The sequence below is a fragment of the Paenibacillus lacisediminis genome (assembly GCF_046567315.2).
In genome coordinates this window covers 130,548-146,396 of record NZ_JBKIAX020000011.1, presented here as the reverse complement: position 1 = coordinate 146,396, position 15,849 = coordinate 130,548, and the positions used below count along the sequence as shown (strand labels likewise).

The following is a 15,849-nucleotide window of genomic DNA, read 5'->3' as shown; positions in this document are numbered from 1 at the left end:
AGAAGAATGTGAAAATTCGAAGGAGGGTTAGCATGCTGCGCACTAAAATCATTTGCACGCTTGGCCCGGCTAGCGATGCCGCCGGGGTGCTTCAGGACATGATTCGGGCGGGAATGACGGTGGGCCGGCTGAACATGGCGCACGGAGAATTGGAGGAGCACGCGCGGCGGATCGCCCAGGTGCGCGAGGCGGCGCGGGAGTTAAATACGTTTGTGCCCATCATGATGGATATCAAAGGGCCGGAGGTCCGGATCGGCAAATTGCGCGAACCGTTCGCAGAGCTTAAGGCCGGCGGGGAACTGGTTTTGACGACCGAGCAGATCGCCGGGGATGACGCGCGGATTTCGGTCAATTACCCCGACATGCCCAAGGTGGTGCGGGAGGGCGACCGGATTCTGATCGATGACGGGCTGGTGGAGCTGCGCGTCCTATCCGCCGCGGGTTCGGAAATCCGCTGCAGTATCGTGAGCGGCGGCAAGCTCAAGCCGAACAAGGGCGTGAACCTGCCTGGCATCAAAACGACGCTGCCCGGGGTGACGGAACGGGACATCCGGCACATCCATTTTGGACTGGAGCACGGCGTGGAAATGATCGCTGTTTCGTTTGTGCGCAAAGGGGATGACATCCGCGAAGTGCGGCGGATTTTGCAGGAGCAGAGTGCCGGCCACGTGCAGATCGTTTCCAAGATCGAAAATGAAGAAGGGATTCACGATCTCGACGACATTATAGAAGCGTCGGACGGGATCATGGTGGCTCGCGGGGATATGGGCGTGGAGGTGCCGGTTGAGGAAGTGCCGGTGAGGCAAAAGGAGATCATCGATAAATGCAATCTGGCGGGGAAGCCGGTGATCGTGGCTACGCATATGCTTGAGTCGATGCAGGTGAATCCGCGGCCGACTAGGGCCGAAGTGAGCGACGTGTACAACGCGGTAATGCAGGGAGCCGATGTCGTGATGCTGTCCGGGGAATCGGCGGCAGGCAAATACCCGGTGCAGGCGGTACGCACGATGGCGGCGGTGGCCCGCAAGGCGGAGTCGATGATCGACTATGACGAGCAATTCAACCACAAAAGAAAGCTGCACGTGGCCAACATCACGGAGGTGATCAGCCAAGGCGCCGTCAGCGCCTCTCTGGAACTGGACGCTAAAGTGATCCTCACCTCCACCGAAAGCGGCTTTACCGCCCAAATGGTGTCCAAGTACCGGCCGAAGGCCCCGATCGTGGCGATTGCGCATCACCCGCATGTGCTGGTCAAGTTATGCCTTTTGTCCGGGGTGTTCCCTTATTTGGGCGGGCCGGTGACCACCACCGACGAGATGTTTGATTCGGCGATTCAAAGCGCGGTGAAGTCCGGATACGCCCAGGAAGGGGACACGGTCGTGCTGTCCGCGGGTTTGCCGCTCGGGCAGGCGGGTACGACCAATCTGATTCAAATCCGGCAGATTTAAAGAGGAACGGGACCGGTTTGCCATGCGGGAATGGCGGCTCGCCACCCCGCTTCTCTGACGTAACGTGACATAGCGGACGTAGTGGACGTAGCGGACATAGCGGTTCTAGCGTTCATCAACTTTTGCCCAAGATTTCTTTAAAAACGTTGGCTTTCGAATCGATACTGTTGCCCGCCGGAAATCTAACGGTTGCAGCAGCGGCTATTTTCCGAAAAAAGACCTGTTCTAAATTTTAACGGTTGTGAGCGCCGTTATTTGCCTGAATCTTAGCCAAAATAGCCGGTTTTCAGTGAAATAAGCTCCATGGCAACCGTTACATTTTGAAATCAACGTTTTTGGAACAAATAGCGCTTGTGGCATCCGTTAGAATAGTTGTGTAACTAGAAAATGTATCTTGTCAGATAAAACTTGATGCAACGGTAGTGACATAGCGGTAAAAAAGACCGCTATCTTCGAGGATAACGGGAAGTTTACCGGAATAACGGATTTTTGTACCGCTATGTTCCTTTAGACTGGTGCGAAATGGGTTTTTCAGCGTAATGGCCGCGGCATAGCGACATAAATTTCCACTATTTGGCGAGCCAAATGTCCAATCCGGAGAATAGGACCACAAATCACCTCTATTTCCAAACACGCACCGACCCGTGCAAAAAAAGGCACTCCCCGGCATCTAGCTGCGCCGGAGGTGCCTTTTGCTTATTATTACTGAATCTCATCCAGCAGTTCGTAGGCCGCTTGCTTGGTCTTTACGTTTAACAAGCGCTCTCTGAAGCCGTCGTCCATCAGTTGGCGGGATAGCATTTGCAAAATTTTCAAATGTTCATTGCCTTTATGTTCGGCAGGGACGGCGATCATAAAGATCAGTTTCGCCGGCGTTCCGTCCGCGCTGTCCCAGTTGACGCCTTCCGGCTTCATCCCGAATACGACCCGCGGCTTGAGGACGGCGGATGATTTCCCGTGGGGAACGGCGATGTTCATTCCGATTGCGGTGGAACTTTCACGCTCGCGGCTCAGAATCGCTTGTTTAAACTCCTCCCGGGAGGTTAGCGCGCCTGCCGCTTCCAATTTGCCGATCATTTCATCGATGACACCATCCCGCGTCGAAGCGAACAGCGAGGTCTCGATCAGATTCAAATCGAGGATATCCGTCAGCTTGCTGACCGCATGTTGTTCCGGTGGTCTATCGGCTCCGGCTTCTACCTTGGCTTCACGGTTGATTATGACGGGTGCGTCCAGTTGCTGAGGCTCCAGCTGCCGTTCCTGCAACTGCTCCAGTTGCTGCTCTTGCCGTTGCTCCTGCGTCCGTTCCTGCAACTGCTCCAGTTGCTGCTCTTGCCGCTGTTCCTGCGTCCGTTCCTGCCGCCGCACCTGCGTCCGCTCCTCTAGCTCCGCGGCCGAAGCGGCCTCTTCGTAAGCCTCCGAACCACCGGCGAGTTGGGGGGCAACCTGGTCTTTCTTGAGCAGCTTGATCATTAGCGCGGTCACAATTGCCCCGATGATCACGGCGATGAAAAACATCAGGACGTTATCCACCGCCCCCAATACCGCGACGATCGGTCCTCCATGAGCTACCCGGTCGCCGACGTTCCCGAGCATGGCGATCACGGAACCGGCCATAGAACCGACCATGATGCTCGGAATGACGCGCAGCGGGTCCTGCGAAGCGAACGGAATCGCGCCTTCGGTGATGCCGAACAAGCCCATCGTAAAGGCCGCTTTCCCGGATTCGCGCTCGGCGTCATGGAACTTCCGCTTGAACAAAAAGGTGGCAAGGCCCAGCCCGATCGGCGGAATACAAATGGCCACAGCAATCGGGCCCATAATGTTATAGTTGCCTTCGGCGATCATTGCGGAGCCGAACATAAAGGCAACCTTGTTGACGGGGCCGCCCATATCGAAGGAGATCATGGCGCCGAGAATGAGCGCAAGCAGGATGGAGCTGGTCCCCTGCATGCTGGCCAGCCAGGTGGTCATCCAAGCAAACACCTGCGCGATCGGGCCGCCCAGCAGATAGATGAAGATCAGGCCGACGATCAACGAGGAAAGCACCGGGATGATAATGATCGGCATGATCGGGACGATCGGTTTCGGCACTTTCCATTTCTTGATCCACAAGGCCACGTAACCGGCCAGGAAACCGGCGATGATCCCTCCGATGAACCCGGCGCCGGCTTCGCTGCCGTAGAAACTGCCGTTAGCGGCGATGTAGCCGCCGATCAGCCCCGGCGCCAGCCCGGGCCGGTCCGCGATGCTAAAGGAGATGAACCCGGCCAGAATCGGAACCATAAACGTAAAGGACGCGGCTCCCAGCTTTTCGATTGTTTTCCAGAACGAGTCCTCGGGAATTTGCAGGCCGCCTGGCGTCGGTACGCCGCCGATCGACAGCGCGATGGCGATCAGCAAACCGCCGACGACGATAAACGGGATCATGTACGAGACACCGCTCATCAAATGCCGGTAAAATTGGTTCTGCTGTTTGCCCGCCGTTTGCTTGACTGGACGTTCGTCCGCCTCTTTGCTCCCCCGGTACACCGCAGCTTCGCCGCGAAGCATTTTTTGAATCAGTTCTTCCGGGGTGCGGATTCCTTCCTGAACGCCTGCCACCAGCAATTTTTTGCCGATGAACCGGCTTTTGTCCACGTATTTGTCCGCCGCGATGATGATTCCGTCCGCCTGGCGGATCTCCTCCTCCGTAAACTGGTTTTCCACCCCGATCGAGCCCTGGGTTTCGACTTTCATCTCAATGCCTAATTTATCCGCGGCTTTCTGCAAATTTTCCGCCGCCATATACGTATGGGCAATCCCGTTCGGGCATGAGGTGATGGCCAACAATTTCATGGTTTTGGTCCCCCCTGTATCAAATAGTAATCGCTTACAACCTCATCTTAGTGCAGAAAAAGGGCGGAAAAGATTTTAATTCTTACCGCAGGTTCCGGAAAAACCGTTTTTTTTCGGGTACTCACAGGCATCCCAGCAGTTCCTCAGGGGCGCATGCCCGGATCATGCGCTCGACTGCGGACGGCTGCTCGCTGAGCAGCGATAGCCGTTGAAACAGCTTTTTCATGCTGTCCTGATCCTGATGGTCGAGGGCGAGCATAAACACCACGGACACTTTCTCCTGATCCCAATCCAGCGGCTCCTTTAAGGTGGCTACGGCGATTTGCGAACTTCGGATCAGCTTGGGATCGCCATGGGGAATCGCAATGCCGCCGCCGATCGTCGTCGACGAGACGCGTTCCCGGAGCAAGGCCTGATGGGCATAGTCCTGCTCCACAAATCCCTGCTCATACAGGCGGTTTGCGAGGTATTCGATAATTTCAAAGCGGTGGCCGAAGCCGGCCTGCGGGAAAACAAGGGAAAGCCGGGTAAACTGCTGCAGGATGGAGCCTGAATCGGCAGGTTCCCTTTCCTCGTTCATCCGGCCGATAAAGTCTTCGATCTTGCGGATTTCCCCCGAATCCAGCAGCGGGGATACGACGATATGCGGTGGTACGACATTCTCCAGCGGTATTGTGGACACGATAAAATCGACGCCCTCCCCAGCGAGATAAGCCGGCAAATCAGCCTTCCGGACGGAATCGATCACCTGCAGATCCGGGAATTTGCGCTCCAGCTTGGTGCGCAAAATTTGCGACACGCCGATCCCCATATGGCACACCGTGATAACCCGCTTTGGCTTCGCCGCGGGTTGGCTTAAACGTTCGACCGCCGCCTGAAAATGCAAGGTCAAATAAGCCGCCTCTTCCTCGGGAATCGCAAACGGGAACTCTCCGCCGATTCCGCGGGTGGCGCCGATGACCATGTCAAACATGTACGGGTACATTTTTTTGATATCCGGGAGCATCGGATTGGTTACGATCAATCCATAGCTTAGGCGGTTTACCGCCGAATACAGGTGAATGCGCAGCCCTTCCAGCAAAATCGGATCCCGGGCAAAATCGACTAAAGTCAGCGCGGACATTTTCTGTATGAGCGATTCCACCAATCCGGAGACACGGCCCCGGTCATCGGCAGAACCGGACCGGCCGCTTGCAGGCACGCCGGCTTCAATCCGCGTCTGGGAGCGGATTTTTCCGCCGAGGATGTGCGCGGTTAAATAAGCTACCTCCTCTTCGGGGAAATGGACGGCGAAAACCCGCTCCAACCTCCGGACGAATTCATTCGTCCAGGGAAACTCCCGTTTTTCCCGGATCAGTGATTTTTCTTGCTCCGAAAAAGAGATCGGCTGCTTCAGCTTTGTCCTCCGCACCATCAGCAGCGTATGCACAAGCAGGTTGTCCATAGCTTCGTCCGTGAAAAAAAGCCCGGCATCCATTTCCAGCTGCTTCAATTCGCCGGCAATGAGCTCAATTTCGTGGAGTGCAAACTTATCCTTGATGAATTGGTTTCCGGCTTGGCCCGTCAGTTGGGACAACTTCGACAAAGCGGTCCGTTTATCGCGCTCCTCGCCTTCGGCGGTGACGCCGACCTTTTGTTTGGAGACGATGGAGAGGTTGTATTTTTTGAGCCATGGCTGGAGCCGGTCCAAATCTTTTTTGATGGCGGCTTTGCTTACAAAATGCTGTGCTGCAAGCTCCTGGATCGTTGTAGGCCGGGTTTCCATCAGCAGCCGGTAAAGAATCGCCGCGGACCGGTTCACATCCGTAGGGTATTCCTTGTTCGAGGCGGACCAGAACAGCGCGTTTAACAGCTTTTCTTTGTCCCGCTCCCCGATGGTGAGCGCTACCCCAGTGCCGGGTTTACGCAGCAGCTTGGCCGTGGTATGCTCCGCCAAATACCGCTCGATTTCATCAAAATCGTTGCGGATCGTTTTCTCCGAGCAGTTTAGCTCTGCCGCTATATCCTGAACGCGAACATGGGGGCGGTGTTCCGTTAAAAGCATGTGAAGTATTCCTTTTTGCCGGTCGTTCATCATCGTGCTTCAACATCCTTCGAATAAAATGGCCGATAATCTGAATATTGCTGAAATCGCTCTATATTATAGCATTGCCAGGGAACGGATATTCAATGGAATCATCACCAAAACGGGCTTTTGCACGTACAATAACCTAACCAACCCCAAAATAATGAACACGGAGGGGAAAAGATGATTGTTTTACCGCCCGGAGATAGAATCCGGTTAGGTCAGGTGGCGCTGCCCGAACTGCAGCGGTCGATTGTGCAGGCCAAGGAAGCCAGCCCGGTCCCTTACACGTATGTATCGCTGGAGGCGCTCCTGTTCGAGCTAGGCCTTCGCAGCCGCATCGTGGAGTCGGCGCGGGCGCTGTATGCCAGCGGGGTTAAGTTTGCCACGTACAGAAATTCCCGCTGCAACGAAGCGTACTGGATTCGAACCGCGGAAGGGGGGTTCCGGCTGCGAAGCGGGGTGGCTCCCGATGCTGCCATCCGTGATATTTTTGTCAACGGCTCGCTTTACGCCTTTGAATGTTCCATGGCGATGGTAATGGTTGTGTACAGAGCGGTGTCGGAGCAAATCCCGCGTCCTGCGTTCAACACTTACTTTAACAATCTGTATTTGTATGACTGGCAGTATGACAGCGATCTCGGGTTTATTCAGGGAAGCCGGATGCTTGGCGCTTACCCGGGGGACATTTTCTATTTCAAAAATCCCGACCACAACCCGGCAACCCCGGAATGGCAGGGCGAGAATGGCATCATGCTGGGACCGGACCTGTTTTACGGCCATGGCGTCGGAATCCGTTCTTCGTCCCAGCTCATCGAAGCGCTAAACCGCAGAAGAAGGCCGGGCAGCACGGTTTCGGCGTATATGCTTGACGAGGTGGTCTATCCGAATTTTGAGCATATCCGCGGCCTGAGCGGCGTATTCGCGAGAATCGGCGGCAACGTATATCGCCACAAGCAAGCCGTTTAATAGGAAAAAGGAGGCGCCTCCCGCGCCTCCCTGCGGTTTTTTATTTGCAAAAAATGCGCAAAAACCACTGGATCGCACCATCCAGTGGCCGTGGCTCCGATTCGATGATCAAAAGAAGAACGGGAAGAAAAATCTTCTGATTCCGAAAAACGGGAAAGGACGGCGTATAAAGCGGCGAAATCTCAGGGGGAATCCGCCAAACGGACCAAACCCGCCAGGAAAGCCAAACCCGCCAGGAAAGCCAAACCCGCCGAACGGAGCGCCAAACCCGCCAGGAAAGCCAAACCCGCCAAACGGAGCGCCAAACCCGCCAAAAGGAAAGCCAAAAGCACGCTCGCCGCCGTCCATATCGCCGATCGGAATGAGCAAATACACGTGCTCGTCGTCCATTCCGTCAATAATGCCTACGTGAACATGGCCGTCGGTGCTTTCAATGTGAATGAGATGATGATGGTATCTTTTGCAAATTTCCACCATATGTCTTTTGTGGGCGTGGTGCTCCGCCGGCTCATGATACGCGGGGCTGACCTGGCTGATGGGAGCGGTCGGCTGAGCCCCGTAAGTCGAATACGCATTAGGATTGGGTTGCATGAGTTCAATTCCTCCTTTTTTTCATGCTGCAGTATATTCGCGAATATGGGCATTTGTGCAGTGTTGGACAAGCAACAGGCAAAAGATTCATTTTCAGGATTTCCACTTTTTGGTGGCGAAACGGTTCTTTTGTGCTAAGATTGGGAGTGAATTAACTACTGAAAAACGGCACCCGATCAAATTGAAAGCGGATTCAAGGCGAGGTTCTAATATTATTTAATAGGAGGCGTTGTTAAATCATGAAAATGATCGTTACGGGAGCGGGCCGGGGGCTTGGCCGGGAAATCGTCAAGGAAGCGGTGCGGCGCGGCCATGAGGTAGCCGCGGGCCTTCGGTCGCTGGATACGAACATGGATCCACTGCAGGAGCTTAAGGACCTGGCGTCAGGCCGGCTGACGCTTCTGGAGCTGGATGTGGATGAGGAAGAGTCGGTGCTTAAGGCCAAAGAGGCGATGGCGGCCAAGTGGGGCGCTTTGGATGCGCTGGTTAACAACGCCGGCATTTTGCTGGCCCGCGAGCAGTCCATCGAGCAGCTTGAGTTTGCGGCGGTGGAGAATACCTTCCGAACGAACCTGCTTGGGCCGATGAAAATGGTGAAGCATTTTTTGCCGTTGCTGAAAAACAGCGACAATCCTTGCATTTTGAACGTATCTTCGGAAGCCGGATGTTTCTCATGGGCCCACGGCCGGGACTATCCCTACGGGCTCTCCAAGGCGGCGCTCAACTTCTTCTCCGCTGGGCTGCGCAAAGAGCTGTCCCCGCAAGGCTTTGCGGTATACGCGCTGCATCCCGGCTGGATCCGCACCCCGATGGGCGGCAGCGAGGCCCCTGGCGATCCGGCGGATACGGCACAAAACATCCTCGATCTCATCGAAGGAAAAATCGAGGCCGATGCCGAGGCCTGGATGATCGACCGTGAAGGAAAGGCGATGCCTTTCTAAGGCAGCTAGTATACCTTTTAAGGCAGGTAATACACCTTTCTAAGGCGGCTAGTACACCTTTCTAAGGCGGCTAGTATACCTTTTTAAGGCAGGCAATATGCCGAATTCTAACGGACACCAGCGCCGCTATTTGGGTGAAATTCGCAGTTTTCAAAATGTAAAGGACACCACAGCCCTTATTCGGCACAAATGAGCATGTATCCGGCCATTATCGAGCAAATAGCGGCTCTCCAGTCCGTTAGAAATTGGAACGGCTTTTTTTCAGGCAAATAAGGTCTGTGGTGTCCGTTAGCCTTGAGGCAAGTTACATAAGGGAGGGGCTTTCCACCTTGTGCAGGAGCAGGGGGTGAGGGGAGCCTCTTTTCTTTTTTGGGCTAGATTCTTGATCGGCTTGGCACCGACCATTAATTGCAAATCATACAACTAACTTTATATCAATCTAGCCAAACATTCGTTTAGTTGCATTTCATACAATTATATCCCGTTTATTTTGCCTTTCCTTCGAAAGATAGCGGAGTAATTGCAGGTTTTGCACTTAATCAAGCGCTGTGGCGCTTTGCCGGATAAGTAACTGTATATTTTGCAGCTATTCCATTCCATGCATAGACCCTGAGAGCGGCTGGAGCAGAAAGCAGGCTCTTTCGCCGACGCGATGGCTTTGCGACAACTGCCGGATCTGATCTGCGAAGTCGCCTGGAAAGCCGTAAAAAACGAATGATTTAAAAATAAATTATTAAAAATGTGATATATGTGATTTAAATCACATGTATTGTGAAAAAAATCACTTATAATAAAGACATCAAAGATGATCATCCTTAAAAAACAAAACCAACCGAACAAATCACTTAAGGAGTGGTAAAAATGTTTAACAACTTCCTGAGAACCAATAAAATCGCCATGTGGCTGCTGACCGTCATCCGGGTTTACCTCGGGTACCAATGGATTGAAGCAGGGTATCATAAAATTACCGGCGGCTTCGACGCCGCGGGCTTCCTCACCGGCGCGATCGCAAACAGCACGGGCGATCATCCCGCTGTTCAAGGCTGGTGGGCCACCTTCCTGGAACATTTCGCCCTGCCTAACGTAGGCATCTTCAACGTCCTCGTTCCTTACGGCGAGTTCCTGGTCGGCCTGGGGCTGATCCTCGGCACCTTCACCACCTTCGCCGCCCTGATGGGCCTGTTGATGAACGCAGCGTTCCTCTTCAGCGGAACGGTAAGCACAAACGCGCAAATGCTGCTGCTTGAAGTGCTGGTGATTGTCGCCGCCGCCAACGCCGGCAAAATCGGCCTCGACTACTACGTGCTCCCTTACCTGCGCAAACTGTTCCGCAAGCCCGGAGCAGCCGGAACGGAGCTGCCGAATCCGGAACAACCACGCAACATCAAACGCACGGCTTAACCGTAATTGTGCAGGATATGAACGCGAACCCCGAGGGCAATAACCCCCGGGGCTCGCGTTTTTTTAATTGGCGTCAAGCAGTGTAATCTCCCAATTCCCATTTTTATTTTGCAGGAATGAATAATGGGCAAGGCCTCTTTCAACGGTATCATCATTTTTCTTTCTTAAAAATGCAATAGCAACATTAATCCGTCCGATATCTTTGATTTTTTCAATTAATGTAACTTCGTGAAAGTCGTATTCCACTCCAGGTTGGTAGTTACCATTAAACCATGCCAGGTTTTGCTCAGTATAGTCTTCATTTGTGTTCTCCAAAAACTGTGTTTCATCGTGTTTTACGATGGCTTCCAAATTTTTGCTGACCTTGCCAATGATCTCATCGGTGAAAAAGCTCTGTTTATACTTTGATCACTCATAAAGACATTTTATTGGAAATAGGGTGATTATAATCAAAAGAATAAGCTATGTATTATTGACAAGCTTACTTGGTCTCTTTATCACTTCTTGTAGTCCAGGCGTAATGATGGTACAGGGGGAACAGCCAAATAATAAATCCGAATCAACAACAGCGGAAGGGAAACAATTGGTAAAAGAATACGAGACCTGGCGACAGCAGATTAAAGACCTTTTTGGAAGTAATTCATACCTTTTTCCTCCTTATGATCCTACAGTAGGTCCGCTGAAAATGGTTTATGACCTATCGGATACCAAACTATCTTTTGACCTGTACCGGTCGAAGCAGTATAGTATTCATGCTGAATTACCGGGTCTCCAGACGGCTCGTGACCACTATTATTCTTTTTCTAAAGACAAGGAAGGAAAAAGTCTCGATGATTCAGGTATGCTAGCTGAGTATGGTATTTTAGATAACCCCGTTAAGAAAACGATTAATGAGCGTGCATATACATTAAACGATAATTTGTTTGTGTATCATGAAGGGGATATTGTTGTTTATCAGTCCATCGATACACAAAAAGAAAATAAGGGACTGCCGGAAACAATCGTTAGTCTATTGAAAGAAAAGGGGAGCGGTTCCGCCCAAATTAATATTGCGAATCTTGAAGGTAGAACCCGGTTAGAAGTTTATATGATGATCGATGAATATCATGTGAAAATCATCTTTTATATTCATAACATTGAGGAATTAGATAATTATTTTAACGATTGATTTAAATTAAATGCCGTTCTTTCTTTGGCTCTGAGGTGGCTGTCTATAGCGTTCGTGTCTTGGTATTCCTGCATGCTGCTTTGCACGATTATTCCTTTTGTTCAGGGGGGAGAGGGTGGGGGCAAATCACGGTCCTTTCATTTTTTCGGTGTCTTGCCCCATTCCTACCGTCAGGTCTGCTTCACTTCTCCTAAACCCCCTTCTCAGTAAACCTGAATAACGATCCCGAGCATGTCTGCTTCTCCCAAACCTATTTTCTTCTCCTGAATTTATCTTCCTCTCTGCTTTCGGATCAAACGGGATAATCGTGCAAAGCGTCCGGACAGCGGATGTTGATCTGCCGATATTTCTTGCCACGATCGGTTGCCGGCTTTACGGTCAAGCGCTGATTATTAGGTTGAGCCCTTTCCTTTTTTATCGTTATATAAGACATCCCCCCAGAATAGGCCTTCTTGATAAGCTATTGAATTTCCTTAATTTTTGTCAGATCCCCGCTGTATTAAAGCGAATGAAAAATCACAACATCTCACAATTTTCCAAAAAGAAGGATATTGTGACTTAAATTACATTTATAACCGGGCTTATTCGATAAAATTAGGAAAAACTTGAGTATTGGGGGAATTAGTGATGACTCAACAAAAGGCAGGTAAACAGCCGAAGGTTTCAAACCGGGTATATTTACTTTTAATTGTTCTCTTAAGCCTGGCTGTCATTGTCCTTGCCGTAATTTTTCTCAAAGATTCGTCAGCCTCTGCCGAACTTAGCGATTTGCCCAACTATACGGAAATTAAGGGTAAATTTGTTGCGGAAGGGCTGAAATACGAAAAGCAGCCGCATCTTGGCAGTCCCGACGCCAAGGTGAAGGTCATGGAATTTGCCGATTTCAAATGTCCTGCCTGTAAAACATGGGAAGAAGAGAATATGGAGCAATTCCAAAAAGAATTTATCGATACGGGGAAAGTCGAGCTGTTCTTTACCAATTTTCCTTTCATAGATCGGGATTCGATCATGGCCGCCAGCGCGGGAGAAGCGATTTTTGCGCAAAGCAACGAGAAGTTTTGGGAGTTTAAGCGCGAACTTTACGCGAATCAAGGGAAGGAATCGGAAATTTGGGCTACCTCCGAGTTTTTGCTCGATTTCGTCAAAAACCATATCGACGGCATCGATTACGAGCGTTTTGCCAAGGATTTGAAAGACCGGACTTATATGCTCCCGGTGAAGGAAGATTTTAAGACAGCGGGCTACTATGGCGTCAACGGAACCCCGCAGTTTATGGTGAACGGCGAACTGCTGGACAGTTCTTCTTATGAAGATTTGGTGGCAGCCATCGAGGCGCAGTTGGCTTCGGAAAATGGACAATAAGAGTCGAATGAAGGTTTGGGGCCCGCAAGGCTCCTTTTTCTTATTTTATCCCATAATTTTCGAGACTCCGAGTCTATTTTTCGACATTATTTTCTTTTTTTCGTCACAACCCCTTGCAAAAATGTAACACTCTTCCGAAATAAGATATAGGAACAACAAACATGATAGGGAGGGTAACAAACCCATGAAAAAAAGCTGGATCATCACACTCTCCTGTATTTTGGCGGTAAGCCTGTCGGCGGGAACCGCTTTGGCCAAGCCGGGGCAAGCAGGTGGCGCAAGCGGGACAAACAAGAAGGCGGAGACCGGTTCTCAGGCTAAATCGGGCCGGGGACAAGGAAACCAAAAAGCCGAACATGCAAGCGATGACAAGGGGGGAAATCAAGCCAAGGAATCCGATCAAGGTAAGGAATCAGATGAAGGTAAGGAAATGGCGAATTCGGACAAGCCGCAAAGCAATGACGGCAAAGACGGAGACAAGGGTAAGGGCCATGGCAATAGTGCCTCAAAGGCAAACGAGGAGACTAAAGGAAAGCAAGGGGCTAAGGAAGAAGAAGATAAACCGGCAACCGTCACGTCGGAAACGTATGGTCCAGGCCATAAAGGGTACAAAGGGCTGCTTAAAGCGATCGAAAACGTAAAGGACAAGCCGGCGGGGGCGGTGCTGGCCGATCTTTTGCTGACCAAATACGATGCTCAACTAACGGATGAAATGAAGACGGAATTGGAGGGGATCGAGGAGGCGGCGCAGGCTTTGACCAAAGCGGCGGATATGCTGGAGCAAACCGGCAGCGTAACCGACGCGATTTACGTCCAGAAAGAAGCGGTATTGACCGACATAACCAGCCTTGAATCTTACAAGAAGCTCGGCAAGCTGTATGACAAGTTGGGCAAAAAAGGCGTTAAGCTGTATGTGAACGGGGAAGAGCCCGCGACGGAGGTAGCACCGATTGTAAAAGATGGCAGCACGTTGGTGCCGTTCCGCGCCATTTCCGAAGCTTTGCAGGCGGAAGTGACCTATGATCCGTCGGATAAGTCGATTACCGTAACCAAGGACGGAGTTACCTTGAAACTGATCATCAACAGCAAAACCGCGTACAAAAACGGCGTGAAGCAAACACTTGACGCGCCGGCTACCGTAATCGGCGGTAGCACCGTTGTTCCGGTTCGGTTCATTGGCGAGGCGTTTGAGACCTCGGTGAAATGGGAGCCGGAAACACAGTCCGTCATTATTTACAATGAAGTGAATGAGACAAGCGAAAAATAACAAGATCAAAGCGACCCTACGGGGTCGCTTTTGTCGTTCATTTCCCCACGGCTCGCTTTACGATTTTCGCCAGCTCATTGCTGTAGGTCTCCAAGTCCGTTTCTGTGTTATGGGTTGAAGTAAGCATGTATTCGCTGATCGCCCCTTGAATCATCCTGCACATGACGCCCGTATGGAAATCTCCGAATACGCCTTGGCGCTGGCCCTCCTGGAGAATTGTCTTCAGCTCGCGGGCAAGCGGTTCTTCCTCTTATCCTCGTCGTCTAATTTATAGTAAGGAATATTGTCCGGGGTTCGAGCATTAAAGACGATTTCGATCAGAGCGGTATTATGGGCGGGATGGGTTCCCTGATAGGCCAAGCTGGCGTTAATAAAAGCTTTCAGCTTTTCTTCCGGCGTGTTTGCCGGGCGCACCCTGTCCAGGACATAGGCGGTCGATAATTCTACCAGCTTCATCAACAGATGATTCATCAAATCGTTCTTATCCGCGAAATGTTTTGCCGTCAATCCGGGCTCGTATATAAATATTAAATCTGAAATGAACAAGGGGATGTGCGAAGGTCAAACAAGGTCAAATGGGGAGGTTGATCTGCGCCGCCCTCAAAAATTGGACTAAAATGCCTCGTAATGGGGCTGTTTGGCCGGAGATCGCTTTTGTCATTCTCTGACCGCAAGCATATAATGAGGGTGTAAGGTCAAATAAGGTCAAAGAAAGGGGAATAAATGATGTTTGATCTGATTCCTTTTGGAAGACATAGAGAAGATGCGTTAAGTCAATGGGTGAAGTCTTTTAACGATGCGTTTAACGACGATTTTTTCATGCCGCTGAAAGGCCAGGTAATGTCCTTTAGAACGGATATTCACGAAACGGAGAACGCTTATCTGGTGGAAGCCGAACTTCCGGGATTTCAAAAAGATGAAATCGAAATCGGCTACGCGAGTCCTTACTTGACGATTAAAGCGGTGCGCAAGGAAGACAACAACGTGGAAGATTCCAAGCAGCAAATCGTCCGGAAGGAACGCCGCTATGGCGAATACGTGCGCAGATTTTACGTTCAGGACATCGACGAAGAAGGCATTCGTGCGTCCCTGAAGGACGGCGTGTTGAAACTGGAAGTACCGAAACGCGGGCAAACAAGATCGAAACGCATCGAAATCGAGGACTGAGTTAAATAGCAGGCGGGCTGGCCGGGAGAAATTCCTGGCGCAGCCCGTTTTTTTCGGATTCCGCTTGCCCTTCAGTGAATTTTTCCAACAGATTGCTTCGGCTTCTAGTGTTGGTGGCAGTTTGGTTGGAAAAATCCAATTGAATTGGAAATTAAGTGGCAAATACGGTGGCTTGATTGGATATTTCCAATAGATTGGGCTCGGTAAGGTGCAAAGCGGACGATCTAAGGGAAGTCTGTTGGATTTTTTCCAATGGGAGTTCCTAATTGAGTGCGATTTCCGTCAATCTATTGGATTTTATCCAATGAGCGTGAGTTTCACTAGAAATGTAGTTAAATCTTTACTACACAAGTAGACGGTTCTGGAAATAACGTTAGAATAATGGCAAATGAAGACTTGAGAAAACGGCAAAATTAGTCTATTGAAGATCACGGGTGACAACATAAAGGAAAAAAGGGGCGCTATTTCAGCGATATCCCCCATGTTGCGTGCAATAGAGGATTTTTATAGCGCTATTTCCATGATTTAGTGACTAAAGGTTGCCTTTCGACCTGTTCATCGAAAAATAAGACCCAAAAGTTCCCCTATGGTGATGAATAGGCTCAAATTCGGAAAATAAGGCCCAAAAGTTC

General features: G+C 51.0%; 14 protein-coding genes. 8 read left to right on the top strand and 6 right to left on the bottom strand.

The annotated features are described in order from the left end of the window. Positions 1–32: 32 nt before the first annotated feature. A complete protein-coding gene (pyk, locus tag ACLD72_RS21055; protein WP_410999320.1) occupies positions 33–1,448 on the top strand; it encodes a pyruvate kinase in 1,416 nt (471 codons plus the stop codon). A gap of 702 nt (positions 1,449–2,150) precedes the next feature. Here the strand turns inward: pyk and ACLD72_RS21050 are convergent. Together ACLD72_RS21050 and ACLD72_RS21045 are read right to left on the bottom strand one after the other, a co-directional pair. Continuing rightward, complete coding sequence (locus tag ACLD72_RS21050) at positions 2,151–4,286, bottom strand: fructose-specific PTS transporter subunit EIIC (protein WP_410999322.1); 2,136 nt, start codon at positions 4,284–4,286, stop codon at positions 2,151–2,153. Positions 4,287–4,407: 121 nt separating this feature from the next. Next, positions 4,408–6,360 carry a BglG family transcription antiterminator gene (locus ACLD72_RS21045; RefSeq protein ID WP_458476143.1) on the bottom strand — a complete coding sequence of 651 codons (1,953 nt, stop codon included), beginning with the start codon at positions 6,358–6,360 and terminating at the stop codon, positions 4,408–4,410. A gap of 174 nt (positions 6,361–6,534) precedes the next feature. Between ACLD72_RS21045 and ACLD72_RS21040 the strand changes: the two genes are divergently transcribed. After that, positions 6,535–7,320 carry a protein-glutamine gamma-glutamyltransferase gene (locus ACLD72_RS21040; protein WP_410999326.1) on the top strand — a complete coding sequence of 262 codons (786 nt, stop codon included), beginning with the start codon at positions 6,535–6,537 and terminating at the stop codon, positions 7,318–7,320. Between the two features lie 108 nt (positions 7,321–7,428). Here the strand turns inward: ACLD72_RS21040 and ACLD72_RS21035 are convergent, their stop codons facing one another. Continuing rightward, positions 7,429–7,911, bottom strand: a complete 483-nt coding sequence (locus ACLD72_RS21035; protein ID WP_410999328.1) for a hypothetical protein — start codon at positions 7,909–7,911, stop codon at positions 7,429–7,431. A 239-nt stretch (positions 7,912–8,150) separates the two neighbouring features. On the opposite strand from ACLD72_RS21035, the gene ACLD72_RS21030 reads away from it, so the two are divergent. Then, positions 8,151–8,852, top strand: coding sequence for an SDR family NAD(P)-dependent oxidoreductase (locus tag ACLD72_RS21030; protein ID WP_410999330.1), 702 nt, complete (start codon positions 8,151–8,153; stop codon positions 8,850–8,852). 861 nt (positions 8,853–9,713) lie between these two features. Then, positions 9,714–10,253, top strand: a complete 540-nt coding sequence (locus ACLD72_RS21025; RefSeq protein WP_251596472.1) for a DoxX family protein — start codon at positions 9,714–9,716, stop codon at positions 10,251–10,253. Between the two features lie 63 nt (positions 10,254–10,316). Here the strand turns inward: ACLD72_RS21025 and ACLD72_RS21020 are convergent, their stop codons facing one another. Continuing rightward, positions 10,317–10,604, bottom strand: coding sequence for a hypothetical protein (locus tag ACLD72_RS21020; protein ID WP_410999332.1), 288 nt, complete (start codon positions 10,602–10,604; stop codon positions 10,317–10,319). 172 nt (positions 10,605–10,776) lie between these two features. On the opposite strand from ACLD72_RS21020, the gene ACLD72_RS21015 reads away from it, so the two are divergent. The 3 genes from ACLD72_RS21015 (at position 10,777) to ACLD72_RS21005 (ending at position 14,050) form a co-directional block, all read left to right on the top strand. Then, positions 10,777–11,421 carry a hypothetical protein gene (locus ACLD72_RS21015; protein WP_458476136.1) on the top strand — a complete coding sequence of 215 codons (645 nt, stop codon included), beginning with the start codon at positions 10,777–10,779 and terminating at the stop codon, positions 11,419–11,421. A 627-nt stretch (positions 11,422–12,048) separates the two neighbouring features. Then, positions 12,049–12,783: a DsbA family protein gene (locus ACLD72_RS21010; RefSeq protein ID WP_410999336.1), complete on the top strand. Its 735-nt coding sequence runs from the start codon at positions 12,049–12,051 to the stop codon at positions 12,781–12,783. Between the two features lie 184 nt (positions 12,784–12,967). Further along, complete coding sequence (locus ACLD72_RS21005) at positions 12,968–14,050, top strand: copper amine oxidase N-terminal domain-containing protein (protein WP_410999338.1); 1,083 nt, start codon at positions 12,968–12,970, stop codon at positions 14,048–14,050. A gap of 37 nt (positions 14,051–14,087) precedes the next feature. Here the strand turns inward: ACLD72_RS21005 and ACLD72_RS21000 are convergent, their stop codons facing one another. Further along, positions 14,088–14,213, bottom strand: coding sequence for a hypothetical protein (locus ACLD72_RS21000; RefSeq protein WP_458476135.1), 126 nt, complete (start codon positions 14,211–14,213; stop codon positions 14,088–14,090). A gap of 59 nt (positions 14,214–14,272) precedes the next feature. Beyond that, on the bottom strand, positions 14,273–14,506 hold the full coding sequence (locus tag ACLD72_RS20995) for a hypothetical protein (RefSeq protein ID WP_458476134.1): 234 nt from the start codon (positions 14,504–14,506) through the stop codon (positions 14,273–14,275). Between the two features lie 270 nt (positions 14,507–14,776). On the opposite strand from ACLD72_RS20995, the gene ACLD72_RS20990 reads away from it, so the two are divergent. After that, on the top strand, positions 14,777–15,217 hold the full coding sequence (locus ACLD72_RS20990) for an Hsp20/alpha crystallin family protein (RefSeq protein WP_410999509.1): 441 nt from the start codon (positions 14,777–14,779) through the stop codon (positions 15,215–15,217). Positions 15,218–15,849 lie beyond the last annotated feature (632 nt).